Raw genomic sequence first — 16,811 nt, forward strand, 5'->3', positions numbered from 1 at the left:
ACCCATCACCCTCTCCCCTCCAGCGGAAACACCTTGGAAGGGTTCATCAGCCAGCCCTCGTCGAAAGCCGCCCGCACCGCCATCTGCTGGGCAAGATCGGCCTCGCCATACTGGTGGCGCATCAAATCCCGTTTCTCGATACCGACACCATGTTCGCCGGTGAGACAACCGCCGGCATCGACGCAGAGCCTCAATATTTCATTGCCTGCCTCTTCCGCACGGGCTGCGTCCTCCGGATCGTTGGCGTTGAACAGGATGAGCGGGTGCATGTTGCCATCGCCGGCATGGAAGACATTGGCGACGCGCAGGCCGAGCCGGTCGGTGATTTCGCTTGTCTTTTTCAATACATAAGAAAGTTGCGAAAGCGGCACCGTTCCATCCATGCAGATATAATCCGCGATGCGGCCGGTCGCGCCGAAGGCGGATTTGCGGCCTTTCCAGATTGCCGCCGCTTCCATGGCCGACTGGCATTCCTTCACCGTCTTCACCCCATGTTTTCGGGCAATCGCCACGATGTCAGCCAGCATGGCATCCATTTCCGCCTCGGAGCCTTCGACCTCGACGATCAGCAGCGCGCCGACATCCAGCGGATAGCCCGCTTTGGCGAAGGCCTCGCAAATTTCGATGGCTGGCTTGTCCATGAATTCGATGGCGACCGGGATGATGCCCGCCCCGATGATATCGGCCACGCAGGAACCGGCCTCCTCGGACGTCTCGAAGCCGAACAGCACCGGTCGCGCGCCTTCCGGCCTGGCGATCAGCCGCACTGTCGCTTCCGTGACGATACCGAGCTGACCTTCCGAGCCGCAGACGAGGGCGAGCAGATCGTAGCCGGCCGCATCGAGGTGCTTGCCGCCCAGTTCCAGCACTGTGCCATCGACAAGCACCATTTTCACGCCGAGCAGATTATTGGTGGTGACGCCGTATTTCAGGCAATGCGCGCCGCCGGAATTCATGCCGATATTGCCGCCGATGGTGCAGGCAAGCTGCGAGCTGGGGTCCGGCGCGTAAAAGAAACCTTCAGCACCTGCCGCATCGGAAATGGAAAGATTGGTGACGCCCGCCTGCACCCGCGCTGTACGGTTATAAAAATCCAGTTCGAGGATCGAGGCCATCTTGGAAAGGCAGACCACCACCGCATCCTCTTGCGGGATCGCCCCGCCGGAGAGCGAGGTGCCAGCCCCGCGCGGCACAACCGGTATGCCGTAACGGTGACAATATGTCATCACCGCCGCCACCTCCTCCGTCGTTTTCGGTAACGCCACGGCCAGCGGCAGGCGGCGATAGGAGACGAAGGCGTCGGTTTCGAAAGGCACGAGTTCGCGCGGTTCGTGCACAAGACAATCCGCCGGCAGAATATCCTTGAGGTCCGCTATGATGCGGTCACGCCCCGCGACGACTTTCGCGCGCGGCTCCAGAAACTTGATCGGCTGCGTCACCGCCCCTCCTCCATGCCATCTTACCAACTGGTATTCTTTCTTTACCACTTTGAAACGACGCAATCAAATGTTATAGATTTTTTCCATTCTGGAAACAATCGAGGGCAACTATGACGAATCTGGGCGATCTGGAAGTCTTCGCAAGCGTTGCCGCCTCCGGCAGCATGTCGTTGGCCGCAAGGGAGCTCGGTTATTCGCCCGCCGTCATTTCCAAGCGCATCAAGCGGCTGGAAGAAAAGCTGGGCGCACGGCTTTTCCAGCGCACCACGCGGCAAATCTCTTTAACCGAAGCGGGACAGGGCTTTTACGAGCGGGTGCTTGCCGTGCTGGAAGGGCTGGAGGAGGCCGAGGATTTCGTGTCCGGCCGCGCCAATACGGTCAACGGCACACTGAAGGTTTCCGCGCCGACCTCCTTCGGGCGCATGCATATCGCGCCGCATCTGAAGGGTTTCATGGAGCGGCATCCGGATCTTTCGGTCAATCTGGTGCTGAGCGACGAATTCATCGACATCATCGAGGGTGGTTACGATCTGGCGATCCGTATCGCCGATCTCAATTCCTCCAGCCTCGTGGCTCGCAGGCTGGCGCCGGTGCGTCGCATGCTTTGCGCGTCAGCGGACTATGTGGCTGCCCACGGTATGCCGACAACAATCGAGGACTTGAAGAAGCACCGCTGCCTGCCTGCCCATAATAACGATGTCTGGCGGCTGGAGGGACCGAGCGGCGCGATGAGCATTCGCCCGGAGGGGATGCTCATCACCAATTCCAGCGAGGTGATCCGCGAGGCGGTGATATCAGGGCTCGGCATTGCGCTGCGCTCCACCTGGGATATCGGCCATGAATTGCGCAGCGGCAAGCTGGTGCAGGTTCTGCCGGGTTATGAGGGATCGCGAAACGTCACGCTTTCGGCGGTTTATCCGAGCCGGCAATTCCTGCCTGCGAAAGTGCGGCTGTTCATCGATTATCTGGCCGGGCTCTATGGGCCTTCACCCTATTGGGAGCAGGGCTGACATCCTGATTTCAATGCCCGCCCTCGGCATGGGAGCGGCGGATGCGGCGCACCACCCACCAGACGCCAAGCACTGCGAAGGGAACGGAAATGCCGGTGACGACGGTCGGGTCGACCGGCAGCACGTCATGGCTGACTGCCTTGGTGAGATAACCGATAAGGCCGACAACATAATAGGAGATGGCGGCGACCGAGAGGCCTTCCACGGTCTGCTGCAGGCGAAGCTGCATGGCGGCGCGTTTGTTCATGGTGTTCAGCAACACCGTATTCTGCCGTTCCAGTTCCACATCGATCCAGCTTCGAACCAACGCCGTGGCGCGATAGAGCTTGCGCGACAGGTTGGCCTGCCGCTCCTCCACCGACTGGCAGGTGCGTATGGCCGGCGCCATGCGCCGTTCCAGAAAGCTACCCATGGTCTCATGGCCCTGTACCGGGGTTTCGGCGAGCGCCCGGATGCGTTCGCGCACGATGCCGTCATAGGCGCGGCTGGCGCCAAAGCGATAGAGGCTGAGCGCGGCATTGGCCTCCAGCTCCGCGGCAAGCCGGGTCATTTCCGCCAAGAGCGCATCGGCCTCGTCGCGCGCACCGTTTTTCATGCGCTGGGTGATACCCGTCAAACCGTCCTCGATGCGGCGGATTTCCGGCGACAGCGTCTGCGCCATCGGCAGGCCGAGCATGGCAAGGGTGCGATAGGTCTCGATATCCAGCAGCCGCTGCACCAGCGCACCGCGGCTGTAATCGCTGAGGCCCCGGTCGATCACCAATATCTGCGTCAGCCCGTCGCGATCCTGCCGGAAATCGGTGAGGATCGCCGCCTGACCGTCACGCACGTCACTGTGACAGAGGCTGGTCGGCTCGAAGATTGTCTCCGCCTGAGACGCCACGCCATTTTCCGGGCGGATTTCAAGCCGCACGCCCGAGATCAGCGAGCCGGGCGGCGAAAAGCCATCACCGAAGGGATCGCCGGCAATCTCGCCGCCGAATTTTTCCGGCGCGGGGCCATCCCAGAACCAGGTCGAAAATTCGGTATGCCGCTCCCAGCGCAAGGTGCCCTGCCCCCAGGGCATGGCATGGTGACGGGCATCGCGCTCCGGCGGCGCAACACCGCGGCTGCGCGACATTTCCGCGATGACCGAGTGATGCACGGCGGAACCGCCATCCATCATGAAGGCGAGCTGAACGATGATGCGCGAGGGTGCGAGAAGCACCGTTGGCCGCGCATGAACCTCCCCGAGCGCCAGCGATCTTTCCGGCGCGCTTGCGAAAGCAAATCTACCTTTGGCCATTGCAATATCGTCCCCGCCTGTTGCGCTGGTTTCATTGGAGCATTTCCAGGAAAAGTGGACCCCGGTTTTCCGTCCGGAAATGCGCAAAAATAAAGAGTTAGAGTGTTTTCGCGATTCGAAGAAAAGCGAAAAAACTCTAAAACATCGATCACGATGAAAACACCGCAATCGACGCCGCTGTCATTGTTTTGATCCACCTGGCGGAAAAATCCGCCCTCGTCGCCCTGTCCTACTGCTGCTTTAACAAAAGCCAATTCGAAAAGGCAGATGCCGTGTTGCCGCAGGCATGGCGCGGATGAGGCGCGGAACTGGATAGAATATTTGACCAGTGCGCTGCTTCGCTGATAATTTGCCCCATCGAAATACGGGGCGGGATTTCGCCGGAGACTTCTGCGATGGACGAAACGCTTTTTGCGCGCATCGAGCACAGCCGCACATCGCAGGAGGTGATCTTGCGTTTCGAGGAACTGATCCTCGATGGCATATTGCGGGACGGCGACAGGCTGCCCGGCGAGCGCGAACTGGCGCAACGCCTCGATGTCTCGCGGCCGATCCTGCGGGAAGCGCTGAAGGAGCTTGAGACCCGTGGCCTCCTTACCAGCCGGCATGGCGGCGGCACCTATGTCGCCGATATTGTCGGCCCGGTCTTTTCCGATCCCTTGAGCGCGCTGATCACCCGCCACAGCCGGGCGACGCGGGATTTCCTCGAATATCGCCGCTATATCGAAGGCATGACCGCCGAACTTGCCGCACAGCGGGCGACGGAACCGGACAGGCGCAACCTTGCCGCCATCGTAGACAGAATGCGGGAAGCGCATGAGGCGGGCCGTTTCGAAGAGGAGCTTGCGGGCGATGTGGAGTTTCACAACGCCATCGGCGAGGCGGCGCATAATATCGTGCTGATGCACACGTTGCGGTCCTGCTACCGGCTTCTGAGCGACGACATCTTTTATAATCGCCATCTCATCTTCACCGTGTCCAGCGCCCATGATGAGGTGCTGAGACAGCATATCGCAATTCACGATGCGATCGCCGCCGGCGACCCGGCAGCGGCAAGGGCGGCGGCGGAGGTCCATATCGACTTCATCGTGGAGACGACATCCAAGGCCCACCAGGCGCGGGAATGGGACCGAATTTCGCGTCTGAGGCAGCAGCAGCGCAGCGGTTGAAAAAACTATCCGGCAAAATACGGCATCTTTTTTCAGTTTTTGATGGAACCTTTTGTGCCCTTCGGTCTTTTTATCGGGTTAATTGGAAAAATTTACCAAGATGGGACCCATGACGACCACGAGCGAAACTGAACGCTATCCGCGGATAGCTCTCATATCGACGCATGGCTATGTCGCCGCGCACCCGCCACTCGGCGCGGCGGACACCGGGGGGCAGGTGGTTTATGTGCTTGAGCTTGCACGCAAACTCGGACAGCTCGGTTATACTGTCGATCTTTACACCCGCCGTTTTGAAGACCAGCCGGAATTTGATGAGGTTGACGAGCGCGTCCGCGTGGTGCGCATTCCCTGCGGCGGCCGCGATTTCATTCCCAAGGAATACCTGCACCGCCACCTGATGGAGTGGTGCGAAAATGCGTTGCGTTTCATCAAGAAGAACGACCTGAATTATTCTTTCATCAACAGCCATTACTGGGATGCTGGCGTGGCGGGGCAGCGGCTCTCCGAAGCGCTGAAAATCCCCCATCTGCACACGCCGCATTCGCTCGGCATCTGGAAAAAGCGCCAGATGGAGACCGATTATCCGGAAAAGGCCGATACGTTCGAACTGGAATTCAACTTCAGGGAACGTATCCAGCACGAGCTGATCATCTATCGCAGCTGCGACATGGTAATCGCCACGACGCCGGTGCAGCTCGATGTTCTGATCGAGGATTATGGCCTGAAGCGCAAGCACATCCACATGATCCCGCCGGGTTATGATGACAACCGTTTCTTCCCGGTTTCCGATGCGACGCGGCAGATGATCCGCCAGCGCTTCGGTTTCGAGGGCAAGACGGTGCTGGCGCTTGGACGCCTCGCCACCAACAAGGGTTACGACCTGCTGATCGACGGTTTCTCCGTTCTTGCCGAACGAGAACCGGAAGCCCGGCTGCATCTGGCGGTCGGCGGCGAGAATATGGACGAGCAGGAAACCACGATCCTCAACCAACTGAAGGAGCGGGTGAGAGCGCTCGGTCTCGAAGACAAGGTGGCCTTTTCCGGCTACGTCACGGATGAGGACCTGCCGGACATTTATCGCGCCGCCGATCTCTTCGTGCTCTCAAGCCGTTATGAACCCTTTGGCATGACGGCGATCGAGGCGATGGCGAGCGGTACGCCCACCGTCGTCACCACCCATGGCGGATTGTTCCGGGCCATCAGCTATGGCCGCCATGCGCTGTTTGCCGATCCTTTCGACAAGGAAGACCTTGGCATCACCATGATGAAGCCGTTCAAACATGAGCGGCTTTACGGGCGGCTCTCCCGCATGGGGGCGCATAAGGCGCGCAGCCTGTTCACATGGACCGGCATCGCCCAGCAGCTTCTCGCCCTTGTGGAAGGCAGGACCATGATGCCGGTTCTGGAAGAAGCCGATTGGGCCGAACCATGGAATGATGGCGATTGAGACCGCTTCGCCTTTTTTCCACAGATCTCGACGGAACCGTCGTCGGCGATAACGACGCCACGCGCCGGTTCCGCGATTTCTGGTATTCGTTGCCGGACGGTCAACGTCCCCTTCTGGTTTTCAACAGCGGCAGGCTGATCGACGACCAGCTTGCGCTGCTCGAAGAGGTGCCACTGCCGCAGCCCGACTATATCATCGGCGGCGTCGGCACCATGCTGCACGCGAAAGAGCATGGCGAACTCGAAAGCGCCTATAAAACCTCTCTCGGCACCGGTTTCGATCCGCAGAGGATCATCGACGTGATGGCCGGAGTGCCTGGCGTGACGATGCAGGAGGAGCGCTATCAGCACGGCCTGAAATCCAGCTGGTTCCTGCATGGCGCTGATGATGCGGCGCTTGGCGAGATCGAAGCAGCGCTTGTGGCGGCCGATATCGATGCCCGCATCGTCTATTCCAGCGACCGCGATCTCGACATATTGCCAAAGGCCGCTGACAAGGGTGCGGCGCTTGCATGGTTATGTGGACAATTGCGCATCGGCCTCGACGAATCAGCGGTCGCGGGCGATACTGGCAATGATCGGGCGATGTTCGAACTGAATGATATTCGCGGCGTGATCGTGGGCAATGCATTGCCGGAGCTTGTCTCACTGGCGGGCCGCGGCAATCGCTTCTTCCAGGCGCGTGCGACGGAAGCCGATGGCGTGATCGAAGGTCTCCGACATTGGGGATTAAATCCCGACAGGCGCAATATCGGCAATTATTCATAGCGGTTTTGCGTTTCAGGACCTGAAAGCAGACAAAACCGCGATTGCCGCAATCGGCTGTTTGCCCGGGAAGCTGCCCGGTCGAAGCCCTGTTCGCACATCTTCCGTATTTTTTCCGGGCCTGCAGGCTTCATCAGCATGAAGACAGTAGTGGGTTATGGGTGATGAGGGATTGGCGGAATTTACGGAGTATCTATATTAGCAATTATCATTAGCGGGCAAAGAAGGACCTATTCGGATTGAAGATTTTGAATCGATTGGCGACAGATGTTGGCTTGATGTTGCGCAGACCGCCGCGACAGCAATATGCGGCGCTGTGCTATCGATTGCCCAAGAAGAATCCGGGACCGGAAGTGTTGCTGCTGACCAGCCGGGATACGGGACGTTGGGTCATTCCCAAGGGCTGGCCTATGGCCAACAAGAAGGCCCATGCCGTGGCCGAGCAGGAAGCCTATGAGGAAGCCGGCGTCAAAGGCACGGTGGAAAAGGCGCCTTTCGGTTATTACGAATACGAGAAAAAGCTGAACAGCGGCGTCAATGTGCCGTGCAGGGTTCAGGTGCATCTGCTCGAAGTCTCGGAGATGCAGGAAAGCTTTCCCGAGAAGGAATCGAGGCGGCTGGAATGGGTCAGCCCCCAGGAGGCGGGAAAACGTGTCAACGAGCCGGAACTGAAAGCACTGATGCTCGCTTTCGACAAGCGGATGGCGCATTCGAAATAGTGCGACCGCCCTTGACATGGCAATGAGCAGTTTGTTTTTCCAACCTGGCCTTTATCGTCTTTCCTTTTGGAAAGATGTGCGAGATGTAACAGTCTTTCTGTAAAATTGCCTTCAACCTGCGACGCTGCCGGACGAAAGGGAATGCTGGCAAACGAGGTGTGAATGGCAATCAAGCCGCCATTGAACATGAAACAAACGCTCGATAAGGATCTCGACAAGATTACCCGTGTCGAGGAAGCGACGCTGCACGTCACGCAGCAGCTCGCCGGCCTTGGCGCAGGGTTCATGTTCGTTGTTCTGGCGGCCATCTTCGCCGGCGTCTTCGTCACCGGCACCGCGGGTTCGGTCATAATTATCGCCGCCGTCGCCATCGGCGCGTATATGGCGATCAACATCGGTGCGAACGACGTTACGAACAATGTCGGCCCGGCGGTGGGCGCCAAGGCCATGCCGCTTGCCGCCGCCCTCATCATCGCCGCCATCTGCGAGATTGCCGGGGCGCTGATAACCGGCGGCAACGTCGTCGAGACCATTTCCAGCGGCATCATCAACATCGGCACCATTCCCGACAGGACCGCCTTTTCATGGGCCATGCTCTCGGCGCTTCTCGCCGCCGGCCTTCTCGTCAATGTCTCGACATGGACAAGGGCGCCGATTTCCACCACCCATACGGTGGTGGGCGGGGTTGCGGGCGCTGGAATGGCGGCCTATGGAGCGAAGGCGGTCGACTGGCTTTCGCTCGGCAGCATCGCCTTCGCATGGGTGCTGGCACCCTTCATCAGCGCCATCATCGCCGTCGCCATCCTTGCTTTCATCAAGGAATTCATCATTTACCGCGAGGACAAGCTCGCCGCCGCCCGGCTGTGGGTGCCGGTTCTCATCGGTTTGATGGCGGGCGTCTTCATGGCCTACCTCATCTGGGTCGGATTGCGGCAGCTGATGCATGTGTCGCTTGGCCATGCCAGCCTCATGGGGCTTGTGACCGGGCTCGTGGTCTGGCGGCTCTGCGTGCCGATCATCCGAAAACAATCGGAGGGATTGGAAAACCGCAACCAGTCGCTTCGGACGCTGTTCCAGTGGCCGCTGGTTCTCGCCGCCGGCCTGATGTCCTTCGCTCATGGGGCGAATGACGTATCGAACGCCATCGGTCCGGTCGTGGCCATCGTGCGGGCCCTGCATGACGAGGCGGTGCAGACATCCGCCCGTGCGCCGCTATGGGTAATGCTGGTTGGCGCCTTCGGGCTTTCCTGCGGCATTCTTCTTTATGGCCCGCGCCTCATCCGCCTCGTCGGCGAGCAGATCACCAAGCTCAATCCGATGCGCGCCTTCTGCGTTTCCGTGGCCACGGCGCTCACCGTGCTCATTGCCTCGCGCTTCGGTCTGCCGGTCAGCACCACCCACACGGCAATCGGCGCGGTGTTCGGCGTTGGTTTCTTCCGCGAATGGTACACGCAATCGTCGCGGCGGCGACAGGAACTTGTTCAGGCTGGTGACGGTAGGCCCCGCCGATCCGAAAGATATGTCGACAATCCTTCCGAGATACGCCGCCGTTATCTCGTCCGCCGCTCCCACTTCATGACGATCATCGCCGCCTGGCTGGTCACCGTTCCTTCCAGTGCAACGCTTGCGGCGCTGCTCTACTGGCTCATGTCCTCTCTCTTTCTCTGAACCTGAAACAGAACCCCATGCGCGCAAATTTCCGGATGCAACGCCTTTATATCGAAGCCAGCCTTGCCGAAGGCGTCGCGCAGGAGGCAACAGCCGAACAATTCAACTATCTCGCCAATGTGCTGCGCATGGCCGACGGTGCGGAAATCCTTTTGTTCAACGGTCGCGACGGCGAATGGAAAGCGAAACTCGCGTTTCCGAGCCGCAAGAAGATCGTTCTCGTCCCCATCGAGCAGACACGGCCCCAGCCGAACGCCCCGGACCTGCATTATCTTTTCGCGCCGCTGAAAACCGGGCGCATGGATTATCTGGTGCAGAAGGCGGTGGAGATGGGCGCCGGGCTGTTGCAGCCGGTGATGACGCAGCATGTTCAGGGCAAGATCCACAATACCGAAAAACTGCGCGCCAACGCTATCGAAGCCGCCGAGCAGTGCGGCATACTGTCCCTGCCCGAGGTAGCCGAGCCGGTGAAACTGAAGGACATGCTCGAGACCTGGCCCCACGACCGGCGCATCGTCTATTGCGACGAAGGCGATGCGGGGCAAAATCCGCTGCCGATCCTGCAAGCCGTGACTGAGCGCAAACTTGCCCTGCTGGTCGGTCCGGAAGGCGGATTTTCCGAGGAAGAAAGGGAGCTTCTGCGCGGCCTTGCCTTCGTTACCCCCATTCCGCTCGGGCCGCGCATCCTGAGGGCCGATACGGCCGCCGTCGCCGCGCTCGCGGTCATTCAGGCGGCGATCGGCGACTGGAATTGAACGGCCCCGTTGCGCTTCATGCATCTTTAAAAGAAATTCATTTGCCAGCGGATACGATCCGGCCCTATCTGCCAATCATATGCCTCGCCGCAACAGAGACGTCATAACAAGGTAAGCCATGGCACGCGACACGACCGACCAGACCCCCCTCTCCTCCGTCAAGGAGCTTACAGACTATCTGGCGGGCGGTTGCAAAGCTGAAGCCGACTTCCGCATCGGCACCGAGCACGAAAAATTCGCGTTTTTCCGAGAGGATAACAGTCCCGTCCCCTATTTTGGCGAGGCCAGCATTTCCGCGCTCTTGAAGGGCATGCAGGAAAAGCTCGGCTGGGAGCCGATCATGGACGGCGGGAACATCATCGGCCTTGGCGAGCAGCACGGCATGGGCGCCATCTCCATCGAGCCGGGCGGCCAGTTCGAACTATCGGGCGCGCCGCTCGAAAACCTGCACCAGACGTGCAAGGAATCCAACCAGCATCTGGCGATGCTGCGCGAAGTAGCCGAGCCCATGGGCATCCGTTTCCTCGGCATCGGCGGCAGCCCGCTGTGGAGCTACGACGAAACGCCGCGCATGCCGAAATCGCGCTACACGATCATGACGCGCTATATGCCGAAGGTCGGGACCAAGGGTCTCGACATGATGTACCGCACCTGCACCATTCAGGTTAATCTCGACTTCTCCTCCGAAGCGGACATGCGCCGGAAGATGCGCGTTTCCATGAAGCTGCAATCGCTGGCAACCGCGCTTTTTGCCTCGTCGCCCTTTACCGAGGGCAAGCCGAACGGTCTTCTTTCCTGGCGCGGCGATATCTGGCGCGATACCGACAATCGCCGCTCCGGTGTGCTGCCCTTCACCTTCAACGACGATTTCGGCTTCAAGGATTATGTCGAATGGGCGCTTGATGTGCCGATGTATTTCATCGTGCGCGACGGCAAATATCACGATTGCACCCATGTCACCTTCCGTCAGTTCATGAATGGGGCTCTGAAGGGCGAAATCGCCGCATGGGAGCCGACCATGGGCGACTGGACGAACCACCTCTCCACGCTTTTCCCCGATGTCCGCCTGAAGCGTTTCCTCGAAATGCGCGGTGCGGATGGCGGCCCGTGGAGACGTATCTGCGCCCTTCCCGCTTTCTGGGTCGGTCTTCTTTACGATGACGAGGCGTTGACCGCTGCCGATGCGCTGACCGCCGGCTGGAGCTTCGATGAGGTGATCGCGCTTCGCAACGCTGTGCCGGCCAAGGGGCTCAATGCCGAGATTGCCGGCAAGCCGCTTCTCGGCATTGCCCGCGAGGTTCTCGACATTTCCCGCACCGGCCTCAAAAACCGAAAGCGGCTGAATGGCGAAGGTCAGGACGAGACCGTGTTCCTCTCGTCGCTGGACGAGGTGCTGGCCAAGAAGACCACGCTCGCGGAAGACCTGCTTGCGCTTTATCACGGCCGCTGGGGCGGCTCGGTGCTACCCGTCTTCGAAGAATATCAATATTGAGGTATTGGTGCTGAAGCTGCACCCCAATTAAAAAAGCCCGGCGCGGCCGAGGGGGCCTGACACCGGGCAAAGGCAGGGCTATTGGCAAATCACCCTGCGGGGAAAACCTTGCGGCTGGAAGCCACGTCCGGCAGCTGGAGGTCTGCCGGAGGCGGAATTTCAAAGCGTCTTGAAGCGCGTGACCGCACGTTTGCGCGCGGCCCGGGTGAGATGTGCCGTCGGATCTTCCAACAGGCCGGTATTGAGAGCATCGCTGACATCCGACCGCGCCAGACCGATATCGGCAAGAAGACGGTCATCAAGTTCCGTGAGACCATTGGCCACGATACGATTGTAGATGCGCTGCACGAAGGTTTTAACGCCGGAAACACCCAGCACAGCGGCGCGACGCCAGGCGTCCCCCGGCCGTGCGGTTACAAGTTCCAGTTCCATTCTCCGTTCTGCCGTGCGCATGATACTTATCCTTTCGTAACGGCACGAGGCGGCACCGCCCCCGACGCACCACGCGCGAGAAGCTGCCTTGGGTTAGGGCCCGACATCCCGTCGGCCCGGGTTGATCCTGATTTGCTTGGTGTCAAAATGTCGCAAGACTATTGATCAGTCCAACGAATGTTTCTAATGTGAGACATCAATCATTCTGATGGATGACTATCCATGTCCGCACCTCTCGACATAGACCAGCTGCATACCTTCATCGCCATCGTCGATACGGGCAGCTTTACCAAAGCCGCTGACCGCGTTTTCAAGACGCAATCCGCTGTCTCCATGCAGATGCGGCGGCTGGAAGAGCGCATCGGCAAGCAGCTTTTCGCCAAGGACGGGCGTGGTAACCGTCTGACGGCGGAGGGTGAAAAACTGATGAATTACGCCCGGCGTATCATCCGTCTGAATAATGAGGCGATCGCCGCCTTCGACGACAACCGGCTGGAAGGCACGCTACGCATCGGCACCCCTGACGATTACGCCGACCGCTACATGCCTGAAATTATCGGGCGTTTCGCAAAGACCCATCCGAATGTCGAGCTTTATATCGTCTGCGAACCCTCAGCCAGCCTTGCCGAAAAAATGAACCGCGGCGATCTCGATATCGCGCTTGTTACCCATAATCCGCGCGCCCGTTCCTCCGATGTGGTGCGCACCGAACCGCTCTGCTGGGTCGCCTCCGCCAACCACCCGCTGAAGGACGATGCACCCGTGCCGCTCGCCGTCGGGCGGCGCGACTGCCACTGGCGTCAGCTTGCCTGTTCGGCGCTCGACGCCGATGGGCGGGACTATCAGGTGCTGTTCACGAGCTGGTCCTCGACCGTCGTCGCCGCCGCCGTGCTGGCCGGCATGGCCGTCTCGGTCCTGCCTGAATCGGCGCTACGCACCGGCATGAAGGTTCTGACCGCCGCCGACGGTTTCCCGCCCCTGCCGCCGGTGCAGATCGGCCTGATGAAAAGGCCGGGCCTCTCACCGTCACTGGTGAATGCCATTACAGACCACATCACAGCCTGCCTCGACAACATCTCACCGATGGCCGTGGTTGATGAGATGGATAGCGACGTGAAGACGTTCCCCAAGATGCCGCGCCTGCGCGCCGGGCATATGCTGCCGGGATGGTGACTCTCTTGAAGGCCGGGCAAACCCGGCCTTTCTCACCTACCGTGCTCGCAACGTTGCGACCGCCAGCAGCGTGTCGCCGCTGATACCCGCCGAGCCGCTGCCGTTGAACAGCGTCATGATGGGATCGGCGACGTTCTGCTGGTTGTCGTACATGATGGTGAAGCGGGCGATCAGCTTCTTGACCTTATCCGGATCCTGAAAATCCTTGATGTCGAAATATTTCTTCATCATCGCCACCTGGGTATCGACGCCCGCATTGCCGAGTTCATCGGGAATGCCGAAGGTGGTCTTGATGAAGTTCTGGATCGCAGTATCGGCAAGGATCGAATAATAGGACGTCGTCCCCGCCGCCATGCGCTTGAAATAGAGCGCCAGTCGCACACCGGCGTTTTCTTCACCCGCCTGCGTTTCCAGCGTCTGGGTCAGATAATTGTCGAGCGTTTCATAAAGTCCGCGCCGTGTCTGGATCAGGCTGCGGTCTTCATGAAGGAGTTTGCCCTCCTTGTCGAAATTGAATGCGGTGACGAGGCGGCGGAAGACCGGGTCCATCTCCTTGTTGACGTAGCTGTTCTTGTCATCGAGGTCGGACGTGAAGATTTTCTGCAGCTGTTCCTTGGTCACGCTTTTGGGGTCGATACCGAGCGATTCCATCGCGAATTTGGTCAGGCGATCATTGGCGAGGAATTCACTCAGCGTCTTGATCTTCTGCATCTCGCCCGAGAAATATTTTGCCTCGGTCGTTGCCGCTTCCTTGTCCTTGTCGGTGCCGAAAGCCGATTTCTTCTTGATGTAGTCGGCTGACATGGTCTGCAGCTCGATTTCGGACTGCGCCAGAATGGGTGTGCCGACCGAACCGTCCTTGGCGAAGTTGAAGAGTTCGGCAAGCTTCACATACCGGTCGTCCTTCAGCGTATAAACGTAGCTCTTCTTGTCCTGAAGGTCGCTGGTCAGCACCTTCTTGATATCGGAGATGTTCACCTTGGCAGGATCGAGACCGACGGCTTTCAGCGCATAGGTATAGACGGCATTGGTTCCAAGAAAATCATTGACGCTTCTAACATTGCCAATACTGCTCTTGAACAGCGTGAGCGCCTTTGCGTCAGCTGCCTCGTCCGCATCATTGTAATGTGTCATGTAACCGCCGGTGGTCGTCGCGGTCTGTGTTGTTGTCTGCGGCGTCGCGCCGGCCGCGAGCGTCCCATCGGGGAGAAAATTGAATGCGTTTTTCAGGGCGAGGTAACGTTTGTCGTTCCTGCCCAGGGTCGCGATGTAATTGTTCGGATCGCTGAGATCGCTGGTGAGGATGTTCTTGATCGTCGCTGGCACGATGGTCAGGTCGTTCAGGTCGAAGGCCGTTCTGATGTAATTGAGAAGCCGCGCATCCGACACCAGTTCCTCTACCGTCGTGATGGACCCAATCTTGGATTCGAAATAATCCCGATTCAGCGTCGCGACGGTCGGCGTCACACGCGGCGCGCTGCCGATATAGGAGTCCGTGACGGCTTTCAGATTTTCGGCTGTCATTGCCCCGCCGGCGACGACCGTACCGTCATTCCCGAATTCGAAGGCATTGGCCAGTTGCGCCATCTTGTTATATTGGTTGACGGTGTTCGACAGCGTCGTCTGTTCCGCCTTGATTGCCGCGAGCTTTGCCTCCCACTGATCCTGCGGCGGCAGAACGGCCTCCAGCTGGGTCAGCTGGTCCTGACGCGTCACCTTCTCCGCCTCGAGTTTGGAGCGCTCATCAGCCGTCAGGCCGGTGCCGGCAAGTTCGGTATCGATTGCCGTGATACGCGCGGTGACCTGCCCGTGCAGTTCGATATTGCCCTTCATCGCCAGCTTTTCGACCGCGTCATTATAGGCCGCGCCGAATTTCTGGTTGATGTAGCTGTCCGGATCGGAAACGTCGCTCGTCATCAAGCCCTTGATGTGGGCATAGGAATAGGTCTTCTCATCAATGCCGAAGACCTGGAAGATATAGGCGCGGGTGCGGTCGTTGCGAAGCAGCTGATCGGCATTGGTGACCGTGCCGATGATTGCCTTGTAATAACGCGTCTCTTCCGCAAGGCTGTCGTTCAGATTGGTGATCGACGTATCATAAAGCCCGATCATCTTGTCGAGCTGCGCGTCCGTCTGCACGGTCTTCGTCGAAGAGCTGAAATTGAAGGCGGCGGCAAATTCCCGATAACGCTCGTCGGTCAGCTTGTTCGCGAAGCTGTTCTGATCATTCAGGTCACTATCGAGCACCTTTTTCATGAACGCCTTGGCATAGGTCATCTCGCCGAGACCAAAGGCGTCCATGGCATAGGAATAGAGCTGGTAATTATCGAGGAACTCATCGACGCTTTTCACATTGCCGATGTTTTCCTTGTAATATTTCGTCTGCCGCTCCACGAGTCCCTGCTGCGACACGCGCGAAATGCTCGTCTTCATATCGCGGTTGATGAGGTCGTAGCTGAGAAAAGTCGATACCATCCGAATGCCCCCTGGAGCGCAGTGCATCCCTTAGGGCACCAAAAGCTCCGGTTTTAAATCCACCCCTCGCACGTCCCATCCGGGCGCACGGCAAGCCTTGGCGCGACTATGCGTGACGCGCCTTGCCCGTAGCTTGAAAGAGCACATTTTCGGCGGGCATAAAAATCGCATTGTCTCGATCTCTTTTACCTACGCGAAACCATGCCACAGTGGGTTTTGCTAACCATCTGGGAATGCAAAGTTTTCTTAACCGCGATTTTTAAGCAGTCTCGAACAGGCGGCGGATAATCTCCTGACATCAGAGGATGAAAAGTCCCGATGAGAAGACCGGAAACCGGCTCTCAGGTAAAACAAGGGTAGATTAAACATGACCAAGACCGTTCTGAAGCCCGACTGGGCCGTCGCCACACTCAGGTTAGACCCGGCACGTTTTCCGCAACAGGTCACCTATGGAAAAGGCAATGGCGCGACCGATGTCGCCGTCACTCTCGATGAACGGGGCGCCGTTCTGAGAAAGGTTCTCACCTCTTCCGGCCTGCCTTTGTCCTTCGCTTTGCCAGCCCGCGCCTTCAAGGGTGTTGCCGCCCGCGCCATCGACCATGGCGATGGACAGGTCACCGTGACGCTGGAACTGCACCATGACGATCCGGACCTCTGCGTTCCGCTTCTCGTCGCCCACGATCTCTGCGATATCGCCGCCGACTGGCGCAGCTGGTCCGAGGCCTACCGCATTCCCATGCTGATGGTGGAAGCCGATGGCGTTGCCCGTCCGCTGGAAGAACATCTCGGCAAGGTGCGCACCCAGAACACCCGCCCGCGCCGCCGCCATTCCTATTTCGCGGATCGCCGTCCGCGCTTCCTCGTTCGCCGCTCCACCGGTTCGCTGGGCATGAGCATGAAGATCGAGGGCAAGGAAATCATCGCCCGCAGCTGATCTTCTTCAGCAAGACAATCAAAAGCCCGGCGCGGATGACGCGACCGGG

At 59.2% G+C, this 16,811-nt stretch carries 14 protein-coding genes; 10 read left to right on the forward strand and 4 right to left on the reverse strand.

Annotation, left to right across the window (positions count from 1 at the left end):
* Nucleotides 1–5 precede the first annotated feature (5 nt).
* Nucleotides 6–1,439 (reverse strand): FAD-linked oxidase C-terminal domain-containing protein, encoded by a 1,434-nt coding sequence (locus BS627_RS11250; RefSeq protein WP_077983322.1) that lies wholly within the window; start codon nucleotides 1,437–1,439, stop codon nucleotides 6–8.
* A 110-nt stretch (nucleotides 1,440–1,549) separates the two neighbouring features.
* Here BS627_RS11250 and BS627_RS11255 point away from each other — a divergent pair, with 110 nt between their 5' ends.
* On the forward strand, nucleotides 1,550–2,449 hold the full coding sequence (locus BS627_RS11255; protein WP_077983323.1) for a LysR family transcriptional regulator: 900 nt from the start codon (nucleotides 1,550–1,552) through the stop codon (nucleotides 2,447–2,449).
* Nucleotides 2,450–2,459: 10 nt separating this feature from the next.
* Here the strand turns inward: BS627_RS11255 and BS627_RS11260 are convergent, their stop codons facing one another.
* Nucleotides 2,460–3,734, reverse strand: coding sequence for a DUF3422 family protein (locus tag BS627_RS11260; protein ID WP_077983325.1), 1,275 nt, complete (start codon nucleotides 3,732–3,734; stop codon nucleotides 2,460–2,462).
* A gap of 395 nt (nucleotides 3,735–4,129) precedes the next feature.
* Here BS627_RS11260 and BS627_RS11265 point away from each other — a divergent pair, with 395 nt between their 5' ends.
* From BS627_RS11265 to BS627_RS11295, 7 genes are all read left to right on the forward strand, one after another.
* Nucleotides 4,130–4,903, forward strand: coding sequence for a FadR/GntR family transcriptional regulator (locus BS627_RS11265; protein ID WP_077983326.1), 774 nt, complete (start codon nucleotides 4,130–4,132; stop codon nucleotides 4,901–4,903).
* 100 nt (nucleotides 4,904–5,003) lie between these two features.
* On the forward strand, nucleotides 5,004–6,350 hold the full coding sequence (locus BS627_RS11270; RefSeq protein ID WP_162520476.1) for a glycosyltransferase family 4 protein: 1,347 nt from the start codon (nucleotides 5,004–5,006) through the stop codon (nucleotides 6,348–6,350).
* Nucleotides 6,347–7,117, forward strand: a complete 771-nt coding sequence (locus BS627_RS11275) for an HAD family hydrolase (RefSeq protein ID WP_077983328.1) — start codon at nucleotides 6,347–6,349, stop codon at nucleotides 7,115–7,117. Before BS627_RS11270 ends, BS627_RS11275 begins: the two co-directional genes overlap by 4 nt.
* Nucleotides 7,118–7,392: 275 nt before the next feature.
* On the forward strand, nucleotides 7,393–7,833 hold the full coding sequence (locus BS627_RS11280; RefSeq protein WP_165691224.1) for an NUDIX hydrolase: 441 nt from the start codon (nucleotides 7,393–7,395) through the stop codon (nucleotides 7,831–7,833).
* 162 nt (nucleotides 7,834–7,995) lie between these two features.
* Entirely contained in the window at nucleotides 7,996–9,501 is a 1,506-nt protein-coding gene (locus tag BS627_RS11285; RefSeq protein WP_077983331.1) for an inorganic phosphate transporter, read from the forward strand.
* 17 nt (nucleotides 9,502–9,518) lie between these two features.
* Complete coding sequence (locus BS627_RS11290) at nucleotides 9,519–10,256, forward strand: 16S rRNA (uracil(1498)-N(3))-methyltransferase (RefSeq protein WP_165691225.1); 738 nt, start codon at nucleotides 9,519–9,521, stop codon at nucleotides 10,254–10,256.
* A gap of 118 nt (nucleotides 10,257–10,374) precedes the next feature.
* The gene (locus tag BS627_RS11295) at nucleotides 10,375–11,748 is read left to right on the forward strand and encodes a glutamate--cysteine ligase (protein WP_077983332.1); all 1,374 of its coding nucleotides are present in this window, start codon (nucleotides 10,375–10,377) and stop codon (nucleotides 11,746–11,748) included.
* 159 nt (nucleotides 11,749–11,907) lie between these two features.
* Here the strand turns inward: BS627_RS11295 and BS627_RS11300 are convergent, their stop codons facing one another.
* Nucleotides 11,908–12,201, reverse strand: a complete 294-nt coding sequence (locus tag BS627_RS11300) for a YjiS-like domain-containing protein (protein WP_077983333.1) — start codon at nucleotides 12,199–12,201, stop codon at nucleotides 11,908–11,910.
* Between the two features lie 201 nt (nucleotides 12,202–12,402).
* On the opposite strand from BS627_RS11300, the gene BS627_RS11305 reads away from it, so the two are divergent.
* The gene (locus BS627_RS11305) at nucleotides 12,403–13,353 is read left to right on the forward strand and encodes a LysR substrate-binding domain-containing protein (protein WP_077983334.1); all 951 of its coding nucleotides are present in this window, start codon (nucleotides 12,403–12,405) and stop codon (nucleotides 13,351–13,353) included.
* A gap of 36 nt (nucleotides 13,354–13,389) precedes the next feature.
* On the opposite strand, the gene BS627_RS11310 is transcribed toward BS627_RS11305, so the two are convergent.
* On the reverse strand, nucleotides 13,390–15,828 hold the full coding sequence (locus tag BS627_RS11310; RefSeq protein ID WP_077983336.1) for a DUF1217 domain-containing protein: 2,439 nt from the start codon (nucleotides 15,826–15,828) through the stop codon (nucleotides 13,390–13,392).
* A gap of 367 nt (nucleotides 15,829–16,195) precedes the next feature.
* Here BS627_RS11310 and BS627_RS11315 point away from each other — a divergent pair, with 367 nt between their 5' ends.
* The gene (locus tag BS627_RS11315) at nucleotides 16,196–16,762 is read left to right on the forward strand and encodes a DUF6101 family protein (protein WP_077983339.1); all 567 of its coding nucleotides are present in this window, start codon (nucleotides 16,196–16,198) and stop codon (nucleotides 16,760–16,762) included.
* The last annotated feature ends 49 nt before the right edge of the window (nucleotides 16,763–16,811 follow it).

The sequence above is a fragment of the Agrobacterium salinitolerans genome (assembly GCF_002008225.1).
Taxonomy (GTDB): domain Bacteria; phylum Pseudomonadota; class Alphaproteobacteria; order Rhizobiales; family Rhizobiaceae; genus Agrobacterium; species Agrobacterium salinitolerans.

Excerpts from the sequence above, each read along its gene's own strand:
- BS627_RS11255 (WP_077983323.1), top strand. The coding sequence starts at position 1,550 with ATGACGAATCTGGGCGATCTGGAAGTCTTCGCAAGCGTTGCCGCCTCC.
- BS627_RS11260 (WP_077983325.1), bottom strand. The coding sequence starts at position 3,734 with ATGGCCAAAGGTAGATTTGCTTTCGCAAGCGCGCCGGAAAGATCGCTG.
- BS627_RS11265 (WP_077983326.1), top strand. The coding sequence starts at position 4,130 with ATGGACGAAACGCTTTTTGCGCGCATCGAGCACAGCCGCACATCGCAG.
- BS627_RS11270 (WP_162520476.1), top strand. The coding sequence starts at position 5,004 with ATGGGACCCATGACGACCACGAGCGAAACTGAACGCTATCCGCGGATA.
- BS627_RS11280 (WP_165691224.1), top strand. The coding sequence starts at position 7,393 with ATGTTGCGCAGACCGCCGCGACAGCAATATGCGGCGCTGTGCTATCGA.
- BS627_RS11285 (WP_077983331.1), top strand. The coding sequence starts at position 7,996 with ATGGCAATCAAGCCGCCATTGAACATGAAACAAACGCTCGATAAGGAT.
- BS627_RS11290 (WP_165691225.1), top strand. The coding sequence starts at position 9,519 with ATGCGCGCAAATTTCCGGATGCAACGCCTTTATATCGAAGCCAGCCTT.
- BS627_RS11295 (WP_077983332.1), top strand. The coding sequence starts at position 10,375 with ATGGCACGCGACACGACCGACCAGACCCCCCTCTCCTCCGTCAAGGAG.
- BS627_RS11300 (WP_077983333.1), bottom strand. The coding sequence starts at position 12,201 with ATGCGCACGGCAGAACGGAGAATGGAACTGGAACTTGTAACCGCACGG.
- BS627_RS11305 (WP_077983334.1), top strand. The coding sequence starts at position 12,403 with ATGTCCGCACCTCTCGACATAGACCAGCTGCATACCTTCATCGCCATC.
- BS627_RS11310 (WP_077983336.1), bottom strand. The coding sequence starts at position 15,828 with ATGGTATCGACTTTTCTCAGCTACGACCTCATCAACCGCGATATGAAG.
- BS627_RS11315 (WP_077983339.1), top strand. The coding sequence starts at position 16,196 with ATGACCAAGACCGTTCTGAAGCCCGACTGGGCCGTCGCCACACTCAGG.